This is a genomic window from Pantoea sp. BR_17, from assembly GCF_041955125.1.
Lineage (GTDB): Bacteria > Pseudomonadota > Gammaproteobacteria > Enterobacterales > Enterobacteriaceae > Pantoea > Pantoea stewartii.
Map to the genome: position 1 here is coordinate 1 of NZ_JAVAXT010000011.1, position 15,847 is coordinate 15,847.

General features: G+C 53.3%; 22 protein-coding genes. 4 read left to right on the plus strand and 18 right to left on the minus strand.

All coding sequences use genetic code 11. From position 1 onward, the window contains the following. The 16 genes from RAC60_RS16360 to RAC60_RS16435 all read right to left on the minus strand — a co-directional run. The coding region (locus RAC60_RS16360; protein WP_375094044.1) for a phage tail protein at positions 1–601 on the minus strand (601 nt) is incomplete at its 3' end. Next, positions 598–1,206 (minus strand): phage tail protein I, encoded by a 609-nt coding sequence (locus RAC60_RS16365; protein ID WP_033739917.1) that lies wholly within the window; start codon positions 1,204–1,206, stop codon positions 598–600. The genes RAC60_RS16365 and RAC60_RS16360, both read right to left, overlap by 4 nt. After that, positions 1,199–2,107: a baseplate assembly protein gene (locus tag RAC60_RS16370; RefSeq protein WP_033739920.1), complete on the minus strand. Its 909-nt coding sequence runs from the start codon at positions 2,105–2,107 to the stop codon at positions 1,199–1,201. Before RAC60_RS16370 ends, RAC60_RS16365 begins: the two co-directional genes overlap by 8 nt. Positions 2,108–2,110: 3 nt before the next feature. Continuing rightward, positions 2,111–2,461 carry a GPW/gp25 family protein gene (locus tag RAC60_RS16375; protein WP_058708656.1) on the minus strand — a complete coding sequence of 117 codons (351 nt, stop codon included), beginning with the start codon at positions 2,459–2,461 and terminating at the stop codon, positions 2,111–2,113. Beyond that, positions 2,458–3,042: a phage baseplate assembly protein V gene (locus RAC60_RS16380; protein ID WP_033739923.1), complete on the minus strand. Its 585-nt coding sequence runs from the start codon at positions 3,040–3,042 to the stop codon at positions 2,458–2,460. Before RAC60_RS16380 ends, RAC60_RS16375 begins: the two co-directional genes overlap by 4 nt. A gap of 91 nt (positions 3,043–3,133) precedes the next feature. Further along, a complete protein-coding gene (locus RAC60_RS16385) occupies positions 3,134–3,604 on the minus strand; it encodes a phage tail protein (protein ID WP_080752832.1) in 471 nt (156 codons plus the stop codon). Then, on the minus strand, positions 3,534–3,809 hold the full coding sequence (gene lysC, locus RAC60_RS16390) for an Rz1-like lysis system protein LysC (protein WP_226374589.1): 276 nt from the start codon (positions 3,807–3,809) through the stop codon (positions 3,534–3,536). The genes RAC60_RS16385 and lysC overlap by 71 nt, the downstream gene beginning before the upstream one ends. Next, positions 3,691–4,125: an Rz-like lysis system protein LysB gene (gene lysB, locus RAC60_RS16395; RefSeq protein ID WP_033739927.1), complete on the minus strand. Its 435-nt coding sequence runs from the start codon at positions 4,123–4,125 to the stop codon at positions 3,691–3,693. Before lysB ends, lysC begins: the two co-directional genes overlap by 119 nt. Next, complete coding sequence (locus RAC60_RS16400) at positions 4,122–4,631, minus strand: lysozyme (protein ID WP_033739928.1); 510 nt, start codon at positions 4,629–4,631, stop codon at positions 4,122–4,124. The genes lysB and RAC60_RS16400 overlap by 4 nt, the downstream gene beginning before the upstream one ends. Then, a complete protein-coding gene (locus tag RAC60_RS16405) occupies positions 4,615–4,839 on the minus strand; it encodes an HP1 family phage holin (protein WP_033739930.1) in 225 nt (74 codons plus the stop codon). Before RAC60_RS16405 ends, RAC60_RS16400 begins: the two co-directional genes overlap by 17 nt. A 5-nt stretch (positions 4,840–4,844) precedes the next feature. Further along, positions 4,845–5,048 (minus strand): tail protein X, encoded by a 204-nt coding sequence (locus RAC60_RS16410; RefSeq protein ID WP_033739932.1) that lies wholly within the window; start codon positions 5,046–5,048, stop codon positions 4,845–4,847. Positions 5,049–5,701: 653 nt separating this feature from the next. After that, on the minus strand, positions 5,702–5,896 hold the full coding sequence (locus RAC60_RS16415; RefSeq protein WP_072021722.1) for a hypothetical protein: 195 nt from the start codon (positions 5,894–5,896) through the stop codon (positions 5,702–5,704). Between the two features lie 200 nt (positions 5,897–6,096). Continuing rightward, entirely contained in the window at positions 6,097–8,199 is a 2,103-nt protein-coding gene (locus tag RAC60_RS16420; RefSeq protein ID WP_375094045.1) for a replication endonuclease, read from the minus strand. Then, positions 8,196–8,423 (minus strand): TraR/DksA C4-type zinc finger protein, encoded by a 228-nt coding sequence (locus tag RAC60_RS16425; protein ID WP_006118222.1) that lies wholly within the window; start codon positions 8,421–8,423, stop codon positions 8,196–8,198. Before RAC60_RS16425 ends, RAC60_RS16420 begins: the two co-directional genes overlap by 4 nt. After that, entirely contained in the window at positions 8,423–8,641 is a 219-nt protein-coding gene (locus RAC60_RS16430; RefSeq protein WP_006118223.1) for a DUF2732 family protein, read from the minus strand. Before RAC60_RS16430 ends, RAC60_RS16425 begins: the two co-directional genes overlap by 1 nt. 66 nt (positions 8,642–8,707) lie before the next feature. Further along, positions 8,708–9,076 (minus strand): hypothetical protein, encoded by a 369-nt coding sequence (locus tag RAC60_RS16435; RefSeq protein ID WP_375094046.1) that lies wholly within the window; start codon positions 9,074–9,076, stop codon positions 8,708–8,710. Positions 9,077–9,502: 426 nt separating this feature from the next. On the opposite strand from RAC60_RS16435, the gene RAC60_RS16440 reads away from it, so the two are divergent. Continuing rightward, positions 9,503–10,087 carry a phage repressor protein gene (locus tag RAC60_RS16440; protein ID WP_006118225.1) on the plus strand — a complete coding sequence of 195 codons (585 nt, stop codon included), beginning with the start codon at positions 9,503–9,505 and terminating at the stop codon, positions 10,085–10,087. A gap of 100 nt (positions 10,088–10,187) precedes the next feature. On the opposite strand, the gene RAC60_RS16445 is transcribed toward RAC60_RS16440, so the two are convergent. After that, positions 10,188–11,732 (minus strand): methyl-accepting chemotaxis protein, encoded by a 1,545-nt coding sequence (locus RAC60_RS16445; RefSeq protein ID WP_006118226.1) that lies wholly within the window; start codon positions 11,730–11,732, stop codon positions 10,188–10,190. Between the two features lie 909 nt (positions 11,733–12,641). Here RAC60_RS16445 and RAC60_RS16450 point away from each other — a divergent pair. From RAC60_RS16450 to RAC60_RS16460, 3 genes are all read left to right on the plus strand, one after another. After that, positions 12,642–14,570, plus strand: coding sequence for a methyl-accepting chemotaxis protein (locus RAC60_RS16450; RefSeq protein WP_162285869.1), 1,929 nt, complete (start codon positions 12,642–12,644; stop codon positions 14,568–14,570). Positions 14,571–14,602: 32 nt separating this feature from the next. Beyond that, a complete protein-coding gene (locus tag RAC60_RS16455) occupies positions 14,603–15,106 on the plus strand; it encodes a hypothetical protein (RefSeq protein WP_375094047.1) in 504 nt (167 codons plus the stop codon). A 125-nt stretch (positions 15,107–15,231) separates the two neighbouring features. Then, positions 15,232–15,429 carry a hypothetical protein gene (locus RAC60_RS16460; protein ID WP_033739941.1) on the plus strand — a complete coding sequence of 66 codons (198 nt, stop codon included), beginning with the start codon at positions 15,232–15,234 and terminating at the stop codon, positions 15,427–15,429. A gap of 105 nt (positions 15,430–15,534) precedes the next feature. On the opposite strand, the gene RAC60_RS16465 is transcribed toward RAC60_RS16460, so the two are convergent. Next, complete coding sequence (locus RAC60_RS16465; protein ID WP_058702158.1) at positions 15,535–15,807, minus strand: biofilm development regulator YmgB/AriR family protein; 273 nt, start codon at positions 15,805–15,807, stop codon at positions 15,535–15,537. Between the last annotated feature and the right edge of the window lie 40 nt (positions 15,808–15,847).

A 15,847-nucleotide genomic window follows, 5' to 3' on the forward strand; every position in this document is an offset into this window, starting at 1 on the left:
TGAGAACCTCCGCCACCAGCCCCGCATCTTTAATCTCTGCCAGCGCTTTAGCCGTTTGCAGATACTGGCTATGAGGGTTTGCCGCATCGACATGCTTCTTCATCACGTCGTCGGTATAGGCTTTCACTTCGATGACTTTGTCATCCACATACTGGCGCGTGGCCAGCACCACCGAAGGATCAATCTTTAATGTGACGGCACTGGTGCTGTTCACGATCAGAATCATGCGCACGGTCTGGGTACGGCCGCTGCCTTCCTGAAGTTGTGGCTTATAAGTTTCAGCGCAGTTTGCCACCGCAACCATAACGCCATCGGCGTCATACAGGCCAATTTCGCGGATCCAGAAGCCGCCTTCGCCTTCAGGGATAATCTGCTCAGCAATAATCTGGCTGGTGTTCGCGGCATCCACCTTCAGTGAATTCAGCGCGGCGCGTCGCTTTTCGCCGACCAGTTTGGTCTGTGCAGGATCGGGCGTGGGCAAAGTGCCGCCGCCATCCCCCACCGCCATTTGGGTGATTTGCAGTTGGGTACCCAGGGCCGCGGCATTGGCCAGCTTAGCCGCGCCCTGATTGGTCAGTATGGCAAAATATTTCGTTGTCATGCTCTCACTTCCGTCAGGTCAATAAGATGGACCGCTGCGCCGGTGTAACCGGAACCGCCTGCGGTGATAACTTCAGGTGTATAGGGATAAACGGTAAGCTCATCGCCACTGTAACTGGCGGCCGCAACAGGAACGGTGCCGGTGCTGTCCAGATTGATGGATAACCCCGTCAGATGACGGCTGACCGGCTTGGCATCGGCAATTAATCGCTCCAGCTCGTTGTACATGGCCTCAGTGATACCGGTTTCCAGCACGCCCACGTCCAGGCGGAATGTGCCCGGCGCTTCGTTGGTGTTCCACCATTCCTTGATGCGGATTAGATAGCCAAGCGGCTCCACCACACGGCGCAGCGATCCAATCGTTCCCTTGTGCTTATGGATGTATTCCGATGCGGCAACCACGCTGCGCTTGGTGCTTTCGCTCCAGCCTGAATCCCAACGGTCAACCGACCAGGCCCAGGCCAGATAAGGCAGCAGCTCGACCGGGCAGGTCTGAGCATTCCACAACATGCGCATCGGCGCAGGGATGGCCTCCAGCGTTGCGCAGGCTTCCGCCGCCGCCACTTCCAGTGCCGAAGATCCGGTGGGCAGCAGGCGTTTACTCATCAGAACCTCCTACCGTGATCTGATAACCGGTGCAGAACGCCGCCTGGGTTTTATCCAGCACTACATCCGCAGTCGGCTGCGCCAGTTCGACACGCTGTACGCCTTCGACGTGCAGGGCGGCGTAAAGCGCAGACTTACGGATATCGCGGCCCAAACGTGCCTGGGTGTTCACGAACGCCTGCAGTTTTGCTTCTGAGGCAGCGCGAATAGGTTCGGCTTCGGGGCCGGGATAGAGGTACAGCGTGGCCTCGACGCGATAATCCACAATCTGAGCCGACTGAACAGTGACGCGGTCGGCGACCGGCCGTACATCTTCATCGTTCAGGGCGGCATCCACGATTGCCAGCAGATCGTTATCCGCCACGCCATTGCCTTCGCGTGACAGCACGGTAATGGTGACGCTGGCAGGAGACGGACTGATGGCAGAAGCATCGGCGACACGTCCGTCGGCACTGCGCGCATGAAACTCATAGGCACCCGATGGCCCTGCCACACTCAGCCCCTCAAAGGCAGCTGCAATGCGGGCGCGAAAATCTTCGTCGCGCTCCATTACGGCTTCAACAGGCGGCGTGGCGGTGGGATCTGCAGGGGTCAGTACCAGCCGCGTCACGCCGTTATTCGCGCCCAGTTGATCCAGATCGCTGCCGTTGGCCCAGGCAACCATCACCGCCTTTGCCGCCTCGTTAACGCGCTGGCGCAGGATAACTTCCCGGTACGCGTTCTCCTGCAGGAGCTTCACCAGCGGATCCGACTCCAGCGCCAGTACGCGGGCAACCGACGCCTGCTGGTCAGCAGGATAGAGCGAAATCAATGTCGCCTTGCGTTCCGCAAGCAGCGTTTCATAGTCCAGCGTTTCCACCACATTTGGCGCAGGCAGCTGGCTCAGGTCGATAGTAGGCATGATTCAACTCACAGGGACGGTTAACGAAAAATCCTGCGCGGTATCCGCACGGTTGCCGGTGATTTCCACCACCATCCCGCCGTTAAACGCAGACTCAAAATTGATGCCGCTCAGGCTGATGCGCGGCTCCCACTGCAGCAGCGCCATATAACAGGCCGACATGATTTGCAGACGCAGCGTGTCGTTTTGCGGCTGGTCAATCAGCGCCGACAGTAGCGAGCCATAATCACGGCGCATCACCCGCGACCCGAGTGGCGTGGTTAAAATGTCGCGCACGGATTGTCGGATGTGATCCAGCTCTTCCAGCGTCGTACCCGTTTCGCGGCTCATACCGCTGTAGCGTGCTGTTGTCATAATGGCGCTCCTGTTGTCCCACCGCTGTCGCCCGGATGTTGGTGCGTATGCAGCACTTTGCCATTGGAGGCGAAACTGCCGCCGCTGTGCGATACGTCGCCCTTCATCGTGCCGCCCTGGGTGACTTCCAGCGTGGCGGTTTTAAGTAACGTTGTGCACTCCACCTCGGGCGTATCCAGCAGGATTTTAACGGCCGCCTTGAGAGTGGCAGTCTGGATCCCCTCCGCTTTTAGCGCGCCGGTCTGGGGCTCATATTCAATAACCGCCCCATCGGGAAAGGAGCAGTGCAGCGCATCCGCAGAGGCCGATGGCGCCGGGCTGGCATCCGAAAACACACCGGGCAAAACAAAGCCGCTGTTCAGCTCGCCGCCCAGGCTCATGATCAACACCTGCTCGCCAACCGAAGGGGCATTCCAGGTACGGGTGCGTCCCGCCCGGGCTGTCAGCCAGTGCAGCCAGTCAGTGGTGTTATCACCGGTCTTTACACGGCAGGTGCCCGCCTCCAGATTGACGTCGGAGACAGTACCGATGCGGACCATGTTGCGCAGCAAGCGCTTGATTTCTAATATTTGCTCGTTCATGGCAATAGTTTCACGTTGCAGGAGAAAAGCAGCAATCGAATGCCGTTTACTCAGAAATGACTAAACAGCGCCTCAGCAACAGCGGCAGTGGCTATGCCTTCCATTCACTGACCAGCTTGCCTTTGATATACAACTGCCAGGGCCGCGCATCGTTTTCTGGCAGCGCAGGTTCCGGCAGATGCGTGATGTGTAATCCGCCCTCCTGCTGCTCAACCCAGACACGTTCGGTCAGCTGGAGCGTGACCGTCACGGTGTGCTTTCCCTCGCCCGTGGCATCGAGCGTGAAGGTAAAGCCGGTGCGGCGTTTTTCCTCCGACACCATGATGTCGGGCTGGTTTTCCCGCAGCCAGGCCAGCACGGGCACCATGATCAGATCAATATCGTCGGCATACTGAGTAATGACGACAGCCAGCTGAAAGTGGTATTCAAACGACAGCGAGCTGGCGAGGGTGGAGACCAGACTGCCGGACTGAATATCGATGGTCAGGTTGTCAGGATTTTGCTGTAGCAGCGGAACGCTGTTTATCAGCACCTGACGGAGTTGGGTTGCTTTCAACATCATGCTGCTCCTGGCACGCTTTAATCATCTCTACCTGCAACCCGCACGATGCGAGCGCAGCCTCTAACTGGCGGTTATCTGCCGCCAAATCACCCTGCGTTTGCAGGCGGTTCTCCGGGATGGGGCAACTGGTCACGCGTGGACAGCCAGTCCAGATAATCTCGGGCATTGCTGAAGGCGGGACGGCTGTGCAGCCGGATAACGTCAGCAGGCAAAGCAGTCGCACTCCAGGCACGTAAAGCGGGATTCGCATCGGTTTCTCTTCTGATTGTCGTTTCGCGGTTCAGCGCCTGAGCGCTGGCCTGGTTTTGCTGTAGCCGCAATTCGGCCTCACGTTTTCGGCTGGCCTGACTGTCCCGGTTGAGTTGATCGATGGCCTTCTCCCGGTTGCTCAGGTCGGCAGCCAGCGCCGCGGCCTTGTGCTGTGCCTTGTCCAGCCGCGCCTCGATGACGCTGAGACGCCAGCCGCCGGCCCCCAGTGCCGCAAGTAACGTCACGATCGCAAACACCATCAATCGCATCATCCAGCCCCCTTCAGGCACCAGGCCATTTCACGCTGGCGACGGTTATCCAGCCCGGCGTTATACGTCCCTTTGACATAGACCCAGCGTCTGAGCTGCAGGCAGGCATCGCGCCAGCGGCCACGGTTAATGAAGCCGGCCAGCGTGGAGTTACAGGCGGCATGTACGCCGACGTTAAAGCCAAAGGACACCACCGCGTCGTAGACCTCGGAGGGCATGTCACGTGTCATGCACTGATCAATGCCGCGCTCAACGCGCATGACGTCATAAACCAGGTTGACTGCTGCCTGGCGCTCGTTCACCACGCTGGCAGGCGTAACGCCCTGTGTATGGCCAATGCCGTTAGTCCAGACGCCGGCGCTGCACTGATAAGGTGACGTGCGGCACCCTTCGGCATCAGCAATCAGCCTGAGTCCGGCTTCGGAGGTTTTTAGCATCTTGATTTGCGGTAGCAGTGCGGCCATGGCCAGCACGGCGACGACGGCACATCGCTTAGCGGTCTGGCTCAAAATTCAGGCCCTTAACGTTGCGCTGCTGCAGCTCGTAGGTTTTGCGGCGGTAATACCAGTTGATAAAAAAGGTTGCGACATTGATGCACATCGTTAACACAGCAACGCCAGAGCCCACCATAAAAGCGATATCCTGTGGTGTGTGACGTCCAAACCACATCAGGACAATCCCGATGAGGTAATTAATCAGAGAACTGATTTTTTCCATTGGCACTAATCCCACAGATTGAGCGTCTCACCAGTAGCCGCCTGGGGCAGATCCGGTAAGACCACTTTGCATCCGTGCGGTAAGGTTGGGCCTTTTTCTGCCAGGCCAGGATTGGCGGCATAAACCTGTTCAACCGCCTGCTGCGTGCGTCCGTAATAACGCCAGCAAATCTCATCAACCGTTTCTTCCTGTCGTGCATAAATCAGCATTGATTGGCCCCTTATGAGCATAAAAACCATGGTTGGCTGGGCGAAATGTTGTCGGTAGCCTGCATTACCGGCACCGCATCGCCAGGCCATATCTCCTGTCGCAAAAGCAGGTTTCATAAAGCTCAGGCCATGCGGTAAACAGGGGGCATGTGCTCAGCGCGGCCTGCGTTGCCAGCGCGCGACAGGAGTAGTGTCTGCTTCAGCAGCGCATTGCTCAACGCGGGAGCGCCCGCTCAACAATGAGCGGGCAAAGGCAGTAAAAATGGGATGACTCCGGCTAAAAAAACGGCAGAAAGGAAGAAAAGCGCGCGTTTTAACGATGAGGTTCAACGACCGGAAGAGGCAATAAAACGGGAAAGGAAGGTGCGTGTTTTAGCCGTGATGATCCGCAGGCGGAAGAGGCAGCGAAACGGGAAAGAAAAGCGCGTGTTTTAACGATGAGCGTCTGCGGCCGGAAGAAGCAGTGAAACGGGAAAGGAACGTGACAACTGCCTGGCGTTTTTTGTGGCCTGACATGACAGAAAGGAACGCTAAAGACCGATCGAAGTGAAGGTCTGTTTGCCCAGACCGCTGCCCGCGCCTGAGCCCACATCATCCTTTGGTGGGCTCAGGCGACGGACAACCCCGCTGACGTTACAGTGAGAACGCCGGCATCATGGTTTTTTTAAAGGCGTAGCCGAAAAGACAACGGAAAATCGGTTATCGGAAAGGGTGTAGTTAGCTGCGAGTTCAGCAATCAAATTTAACGCAATTTCCCTGTCTCGTTCGCCGCAGGCCCCTTCACTGGTGAGCCTGGCGATAAGCTCAACGCGCTCAAGCATAACTCGCTCATGTAATTCATTTCCCACAATTCCCTCCCCCAAAATAAACACTGTACATACATACAGTATCATAGCATTGATTAACTGTGGAAGCGTTTTAAGATAGTTGGTAAAAAATTATATCATGTTGATAGGCATCAACTTTTATTAACCTTCCCTTAAGACAAACCTGCGGCACTGACCTGCAGAAGCGTAAGAAAAATCAATAGATTTTCACTGTTTATAGTTTAAAAATCTGGCCTTTTAACCCGCCTGTTTTCGTCCGGATCAGGCCAGGCCTGCCTGTCACGATAACGCGGCGGTACCGTCAACGCTGTCCGGCTGTCCGGCTTAAAAACCGTGCCGGAGAATGCGACAGACTGGGTTGTGTGTGGGCACTGAAAAGGCTTCTGACCTGTACCGTTCCCGAACCCGACTTTATTCCGCGCCTCCGCAGATAATGTCCCGCTGTCAGAAAGAAGATATGTCTGAGACGTACAGTTATTAACAGAACTCCAAGACCGCAACGCCGGCTGCGGTTTTTGGCCGCCCTCTTCTTCAGCGCGTTTAGGCACAACTTTCCATGTTTTCAGCCGGGTCAACACGGGCGCACCGGGCCCTGTCGCCGTGGCATAAACGCCTTTAATCGACTGCGTTTCCTCGCCAAAGGCATTACAATTTTCATCGGGCTGATACCAGACACGCACGGTAAGTGCGTCACGTTTAACGAAGGGGCCGCCCTGGGCATCGGTGTACGCAGCCCATTGACCGGCATCAGCCGCAGCATGTACGGCAGCAAACGCCTCGCCCGCACCATGAGCGCTTTGCAGATCAGCCAGGCGGCGCAGTTCGCGATAAACCGTGACGGGAGCACCGCCGATAAACTGAAACTGGCGGATGCGCCAACGGGCCGCCCAGGCCGAGACGGCCATCGCCGTTTCCTTCAGCGGCTTTCCGCTTTCATGATCCCGCTCGCCTTCGAGCGCATAGCCATCAATGTTTTTTGCTACGTATTTAGCGATATAGCCTGTCGCGCTGCCTTTTGCTGGATCAATGGCTTCCGCATGAAAACGCGCTTTGCGTGCGCGGGCGCTGTTCAGCTCATCGCTGTCCTGCTGGCAGGCATAATCACGCAGGATCTCACTTACCCGACTGACGTCCTCAGGGCGCATAAACATCAGCATGTGCCAGTGCGGTGTACCATCGTGATGAGGCTCAGCAACGCGCAGACCAAAAATACTGATGTTATTTCGATGCAGTTTGGCACGGACTCGCTGCCAGAGCGTGCAAAGATAGCGCTGCGTGTCCGCCGGGCTGGCCCCGTTCCATTTCGCATTGCGGTGGCCCGTTTGCAAGGTGGCGTGATAGCGAGAGGGGGCGGTTAAAGTATAAAACTCCGCCCGGAAGCCCATATTTTGACAAAGGGTTTCAAAGCCACGAATGCGTGTCATGAGTTCCGCACGACGAATGGCTGGATTGGCCACACTGCCGTCATATTTTTCGATCAGGCTGATGCGGTTCCCCTCCTCATCTTCCAGATCCATACTCTGCAGGAAGTCACGAGTGCGTCGACGCTGTTCCCGCCATTCCGCGACCGCCATCGGGCTGGCATAAGGTGACCGCTTTTTGCTGACGTTGGCTAAGGCAATATGCAGATGTTCTCGCCAGAAGGCGCTGAGACGACGCAACTGTCCTTTCCACCATTTCTCTGCCTGCATACGCAGGATGGCGGCGGTAACATCGTCGGGACAGAAGAAGCGAGTACTGACCGTTTCCCAGAGCGGTGGCGTTTGTCCCAGCTCACGGGTGATGATAGCTGCGGTTGTGTAAAGGTGATGGACATAACGGTAATCCGTCCTGTCACTGATGCTGGCATGCAACTGCACCAGTTCTGCATGAATAAAGCTGGCAATATCGCCCGCGAGTAAATCAACATCAGCACGGGACATATCCGGCAGGCGGTTAAACCGCTTCATCAGTTCCCACAATGTGCCGGCCGCTCTGGCTGCACCTTGCGGGCACGACAGCGTTCGGGATAGCTGCGCCACGATGCCGGGACGCATGGCATGCAACTGGTAGCGCTGGTTGACTGACTCAACACGCGGTAATGTACGCTCAACAAAGGTTTTTGCTAAGTACGCATTAGCCCGGGCTGTGCCCTGTTGCTTTTCAAGTAACGCCATGCGACGCCGGACGTCCAGTTGCACCATCCTGGCCTGGGCGTTAAGGGTTTTCTGCCCATGCAGCCACGCCGCAATCAGGCGATCGCGGTGTTGCTGCTGGTCATAAGTGGGATACGGGCTGGCAATCGCCAGCCGGGGGGCATTCCACGGGTAAGCAAAAGTCATCATCGCGCCTGTCCGTGGTGAAGACGTGTGCGTAACTCGCAGACTTCCTGACAGGACAGGCAGCGGGTGACACCCTGAACGGCGCGACGGCGCGCCTCGGGAATCGGTGCATCACACTCTTCACAAAACGAAGCGCTGATTGCCACGGGCCGTTGCGTGACCTGGGCAATATTGTGCGCCAGGATTTCTTCGCTGCGCTGCTGCGCGACATCAATGGTATCGGCCATCAGCGCAGCGCTCCTGATTCGTTTTCATAACGTTCAGCTTCGTTGCGCAGCAGTTCCGCAGCCTCAATGCCGTTTAATGTCTGACGCGTAATATGCGCCGCCATAACATTCAGCCGTCTGGCGACCGCCAGTGCGCAGGCTTTTCTTTCGTTATCAAGCAGTTTGTTGAGGGTAAAGGTTGTGGCGTCATTCAGTGAATGGGTTTCGCTGTTCATCATTTCTCTCCAGATTTTGGGCAAAGTCATGCCCGACGGGTTTACGTCATTGCGTTACGATTAGGTGGTTTATTCAGGCAAAAAGCAGTCCGCCGTTGAGAACTGTCGCGGCAATATCTTTCCCCAGCGCGCCAGCTTGTTCATCGCCATGATGATGCGTTCACGACGTAACTGATCGAAACACTCGAAAGGTTTGCCAATATCTTCCTGCCTGAAACTGCCGGGCCAGTCACGATTGACCAGCGTTAAAACACAGAATTTGAAATCGTCATTTTGGTGATTGAAGTACCGCAGCGCAGGGTTACGGTTGCTGTCGCGCAGCAAACGCCAGCGCTGACGAAATTCATCAAAGGTCATCTTTTCGCTGCTGCTGTTGTCAAAACGCGCTTCAGCATGCGAAGCGGATAGCGGGCTTTTTATCTGGACGGTGCGACTCATTGTTTTCCTCCGATAAAGTTTGCATCGGGTTTGACTGACCAGTCGCCACCGTCACTGACATCATGGTGTCTGTACCTGATGACGGATTCGCGCCTGTCTCATCGCTGGCTTTTGTTAAGCATTAAGCGAAACGGTAATAAAACTGGCCTCAGTGTCAGCACGACAAGGCGTTAAACCACTTTCACTCACATCTTGCGTGCAATCGCGGCGCTTACCGACACAATCGCCCTTGTTGCCTTATCTCACCGGTGCTGACCGTTACACGCAGACAGGTGAGCGACGCGATAAGGTTCCGGCATGACGATTGTAAAAATGGGCCTCATCAGGCAAAATCTTTCGTTATCTGATAAAGCCGCCTGCTGCCGCATCAATCAAAGGCTAACTAAAACCGGAGGATACTTAGACTAAATCTAAGTGTCAATGAAAATGAGCGTTTATACTAATTTCAAATTTCCGAACTCGAGCGCTGAAGCTCTGGATCGCGTTGTCGATGCCTATGGCTTTACCATGAAAATGCAGCTTGCAGATCACCTTGGAATTGCCGCAAGCAGCCTGTCTGCACGCTATAAACGTGATGTTTTTCCGTCAGATATCGTTTTGCAGTGCGTTATGGAAACGGGGGCGGACTTGCAATGGTTGATTACGGGTAAAGGAAGTAAGTTCTCAGAAAGCAAACCTGACACACCGACACTGATTAGGAAAAAACTAATCAGCGGAAAAATCGAGGATGCGGGTTATGTGATGCTGGATAAAGCCTTATATGCGCCCCTGAAGCAGGAACCGCGCAACGCTTTTTTACTGTTGGCCGAAACCACGCAATACATCATCGATACTGACTTCGAAGATATGCATGACGGCGTCTGGTTGGTCGAAATCGAAGGCACAGCCAGCGTCAGAACGCTGACGCGTATTCCGGTCAGGAAAGTCCACGTCAGCGGGATTGGCGTGGCCTTTGATTGTGGAATTGATGACATCAAACTGATTGGCCGGGTTGTTCTGACCATTCAGTGACAGGCCTGATTGCCTGGCGACGCGGGGATGTCCTGTCGTGAGGCTGGGGAAGCCAGACTCTGTGATATAAAAAAGGGGCGTTACCGCCCCTGCTAAGCGATCAAACCTGAAATGCTTCAACCATGCCGCGTAAGGCGTGCGCCTGCTCTGACAGGGAGTGCGAGGCGGATGAGGATTCTTCAACCAGCGCCGCGTTATTCTGGGTGACCCCATCCATTTGACTGACGGCAACGCTGACCTGCGAGATCCCCTGCATCTGCTCTGACGAAGCCATTGATATTTCATCCATCGCGCCCGCCAGTGCATTGACCATGCCCACGACCTTCAGAATACTTTCTCCGGTCCCGGCGGCGACATGAACGCCGCTATCCACCTGTTCCACCGCATGTTCGATCAGTTCTTTGATCTCTTTTGCGGCAGTGGCGCTACGCTGTGCCAGGATTCTGACCTCGCCAGCGACGACGGCAAAACCGCGCCCACCCTCGCCCGCCCGCGCTGCCTCAACCGCCGCATTTAACGCCAGGATATTGGTCTGAAACGCAATACTCTCAATCACGCCTGTGATGTCGCGTACTTTTGTCGCGCTCAGGGCGATGTCATTCATGGTATGAGACATGCGCTGCACTTCGGACTCGCCGCTGCGCGCCAGGGTTGCAGCCTCGCGGGCAACGGTAGCCGTGTGTTGTGCACTGGCCGTATTGCTCTTCACCGTGGCGGTGAGCTGTTCCATACTGGCCGCCGTTTCCTGTAGGGCGGCAGCCTGCTGTTCAGTACGTGATGACAGCTCAGTATTGCCCTGAGCGATTTCATCGGATGCCGAGGCGACCGATCCGGCGGTCTCTTTGATTTGGCTAACCAGACGACGCAAACTGGTCTGCATATTCGCCAGAGAGGCGAGCAGACTGGTTGAATCGTTGGCACGCAAGGTGACCGGTGCGGTTAAATTGCCGCCGGCAATCGCCGCAGATAATGCCTGCGCCTGAGCAGGTTCACCACCGAGCTGACGCATCAGCACGCGTATAATCATATACCCCGCTGCGACGGAAACGACCACCGACAGAGAGGCAAGAATCAACAGAATCAGCGTGGCCCGGCGCACATTTTGACTGGTGATTTCAACGGACTTTTCACTGTCTTCCATTTGCAGCCTGGTCATCTCTTTCAGCGACTCAAGTAATTGCCCTTGCAATGGCCGAACCGTTTTTATCAGATAAGACGTCGCGTCCTGCTGCTTGTTTTGTAAGCCAAGCTGGCCGGCATGTTCTAGCGCCGCCAGCACCGGGCCCTCGCTACTTACTATCTTATCAAAGGCCTCTCTGGCCTTTGGCGTTGAATCTCTGGCAACCATTGCAGCCAGACGCTCACGGTTCTCTATATAGCTCGCTTTTTGCGTGACAATACGTTGCCACTCTCGCTGCATTTGGTCGGGATCCGTAATCAGGGCAAGGTTACGCACAATGACGGCCATGTCACGTAACCCACCGTACATGTCCATCCCCACACGGTATTTCTTCATTTTGACATTTACGGCTTCATCCATGCCGTTACGGGCATTATTCATACCGGTATAGGCCACTGAGGTGCAGATAATAAACAGCGTAATTAAAAGGCCGAAACTCATCGTCAGGCGCGTTGAAATTTTCATTATGGACTCCCTGCTTATGGTGAAAAACAGGTATCGGTTAAAAAAGTAAAATCCACAGTAAAAATTAAGAGCCCTGTAATAAAAAATAATAAGCAATTGATAATTATGGTTTTTTAATAAAAACAAAAATAATTTGACGAATATTAAATCTTAAACTAAACGAGAAGAATTTCATTTAGAAAAAGAGAATAAAACATTGTATTGGTTACTTTCTGGCGATAAGAAAAAAATATTCAATCGTGGTTAACAGGGAACACTCACCGTTTGCCGCTGCGGCGTCAGAGCGTGCACCACTTCTTCACTGTAAACAGTGCTTAAGCGCAGGAAAACACGCAGGCGATGACGCACGCAGCGACACAAAACGCGTCACAGGGATTGCAACACAACCCTCAGCTTCGGAAGCGTCTTGCGGGAGTAAGCGGAATGTATGTTTAACCGGTCCTGAGCACGTGGCGATACTCATCGTAAGTCATATGACTTTAATTATCTGACCAGAATATTACCCGGTAAAAGCCCCTGGAAGACTTTATTGTTGGCTAAAAAAATAAGGACCGCCATTATCGTCACCCCTCAGGATAACTTTAATTTTTTTTCATTCTTTGGGATCGAGGCTGCTTTTTTATAACAAGCATCCCATATATACCTATTTATGATTAGATGAAAATTAAAAAAGAAAAATAATTTGGCTTAGCCACACTGAAAAGAAAATTTAGTGAATCTTTAACATGATAAACAGAAGAATGCACTCTATACTGTCTTTCACTGTGAAAAATGGGCCTCGCCCTGCCGTTAAATCAAACAGATCGTTGATAATAAGCGAAAAATTTCCATTCTATTACAGTAAAAACATAACATAATTATATTTTGATGATTTTATCAAAAGACACCACTCCACCTGGACCGCAAGTAATGAAAAACATTCTCGACAAACTCGGCCTGCCGACAAAATTTCTTATCCTCGGTATTTTTGCTCTGGTTTTATTTATATTACCTACCTATCTATTTATTCAGACGGGTAATGAAGCGATTAACGTAAAAACACAAGAGTTACAGGGCGTACCGATCGAAAAAGATATCCTGACATTACTTAACCTGATACAGCGCCATCGTGCGGAAAGTGCCATCGCTATTTCCCAAAATAAGCTGGATAACGCGCCACGCGTAGCGCTGGCTTCTCAGATCGATGCAATGTATGAAAAAATAGCCTCTGAATTGCGTCAATATGATGCCAGCGCACAACCCACTCAGCGTTTTTTAAACGTTCAGACCGCATGGTCACAGCTACAACAGGACGTGTTAACGGGGAAGTTAACGCTGTCGAGCAGCCTGACGCATCATGCCCAACTCATTCAAAACCTGCTGGACACGAATCAAGACATTCTTGATTTGTATAGTCTCTCTTTAGATGCCGACCTGAATACTTATCAACTTATCATGAGTATTTATGGCCGCCTGCCAGAGCTGACCGAAACGCTCGGGCGCATCCGGGCAAGTGGTACGTCCATCATTGCGGCGGGGGATAAAGCTGACGAATCCTATCGTGGCGCCATGGAATATCAACTTGAAGGCGGCCGAAATGCACTGGAAAAATTCAGTAATGTACTGAATAAAGCCTTTACCGTGGAGCCAGGACTGAAAACTGACTTTGCCGCGCAGGCGCAGGACGCCTATCAACGTTCGGCCAGCGTACTTAAGATGGCGGAAAACGTCTTTATCACGAAAACCGTGCAGATTACGCCTCTGGACTACGTAAAAGACTTTACCCAGGCGATTAACGCCTATAACGATCTTGGCACAAAACTCAGCCAGCAACTGGCAATCACGCTCAACGATCAAATCGATCAACGTCGTCATTCGCAGTATATCCTGCTGGCCGCATTACTGGTGTTAGCACTCATTGCAGTCTTTGTGGCGTTTATGATTAGTCGTTCGGTCACGCGCCCTGTAAAAGAGGCGGTGGCAGTGGCCAGTAAAGTTGCAGCGGGTGATCTAACCACCGTAATAACGGTCTCGGGCAATAATGAGATCGCCGAACTGCTGAATGCCCTGGCGCAGATGCAGCTACGTCTTTCGCTGTTAGTGACCAGTATTAAAAATAACGCGTCAACCATTGCCAACTCATCGGAAGAAATTGCGATGGGTAATAACGACCTCTCATCGCGTACGGAGGAACAGGCCGCCTCGCTGGCTGAAACCGCCGCCAGTATGGAGCAACTGTCGTCCATTATTAAACAGAATGCCGATAACACACGTTACGCCTCCGATATGGCCGTATCGGCGACTAATGCGGCCTTAATGAGTGGTGATGCGATGAACGCTGTCATGGCGACAATGCAGAAGATTCGTGGCAGCTCAAGCCAGATTGAGGAAATCACCGCCGTCATTGACAGCATCGCCTTTCAGACCAATATACTGGCGCTTAACGCCGCCGTTGAAGCGGCTCGCGCCGGCGAACTGGGTAAAGGATTTGCCGTAGTAGCGGCCGAAGTGCGCGCACTGGCGCAGCGCTCAGCCGGTGCCGCGAAAGAGATTAAAGGTCTCATAGAGCAATCTGTCGTTCAGTCGAATGAAGGCTTAACGCTGGCGCAGGATGCGGGCAGCAAAGTTAAGCAGAGCGTAGAGGCCATAGAGCAAACCTCTCAGCTGATTCGCGATATCTCATCATCGTCTGAAGAGCAGAGCAGCGGCGTAAGCCAGATTAATATTGCCGTTAACCAGATGGATCAGGTGACACAGCAAAATGCGGTACTGGTTGAGCAGTCGGCGTCATCCGCAGATGAACTGGCAAAACGGGCCAGTGATTTGCGCGACATGGTTTCTGTGTTTCGTACAGCCTGACCGCCTGCTCAGTTAACCGGCGATGCAGCAGCATGACCGCCAGGGCCCGGCACTGCCCGGGCTCTTTCTTTGGCAAAGATGAAAAATACGTCAATGTACAATTGAATGATTGCTCAAAGAAACTTATTCTGTTGCCCGCAAAAAAAGCCAGTAAAGGTTTTCGGTGCCATTGCAGTGCCGCCTGCACATCCGTGCAGTCTCATTTTGATGCTGAGCAAACCCCCACTGGAAAAACCTGTGCTAATCTTTCGGTCTCAGAACCGCCTTCCGGGGAGTATATGAATAACGTTTTTGACGAAAAAATGACGGACATCATCATCGGAGAGATGGTGACGCAGCTACTGAATGAGGATGCGGCAATTTCCTGGCGCCTTCTCCTTGAGCGGCTGCAACAGCTTCTGGATACCGAAAGTGATGAGGTACGCATTCGGGCAGCATTGCGGGCCATTGAAGAAATTCGTGCGGAGATGATTTCTCGTCCGGCTGAATCGCAAACGACAGAACTCGGTGATCTCAGTATCCATCACCTTCATTAAGTCGCTGCCAGGCAGCGGCTTACCCCATTTTCTGAAAAACGCTTTGCACGAGTAAGCGCCTTGAAAGGTATTCACATAACCGACGCGCTGATTAATAAAGGCACGTTTTCGCTGACGGAGGTCGAATGAGTGATGACACCGCCATGCAAGACATCTATACCATTATTGGTACGATAGTTGCGCGTTTGCTTAAACCCGATGGCGAGCTCCATCTTCAGGATATTGTCAGTTCACTGCATAATTACAGTGAACAGAGCACAGAGCAGCTTGAAAAGAAAGCGTGTCAGGAAGCGATACGCCTGCTTTCCCGACAGTTTCATTAAGATGATGAAGCACCGGACTAGCGGTGGTACCGATACCGCTTTATCAGTACAGGGCGATGCGCTTTTATTCCATGACAGATTCAGCGAGACCGCGCAGGCTGTATCTTACGCATCGTCCCTGGAGGATGTTCGCCCCACAACAATTTCCAGGCAATGGCGTAACACGGCCAACTCATTGCTATCTTCCGTGCATTCCAGTTCGGCAATCAGACGTATGATGATGGCCTTACTGGTCACCTTTTGCCCCTGAATGACGATGTCACGAATCACCGCATCCAGCACTGCATTTTCAGCCTGAAGTGTGTCACCTGCACGGCGAAAGAGATGCAGTATTTCTGCTTCTGTCGTGTTTTGCTCAATGTCGATAGTATTCGGCATGATGATCTTCTTAATCTGTATCTGTGAAGGTAAGTGACGT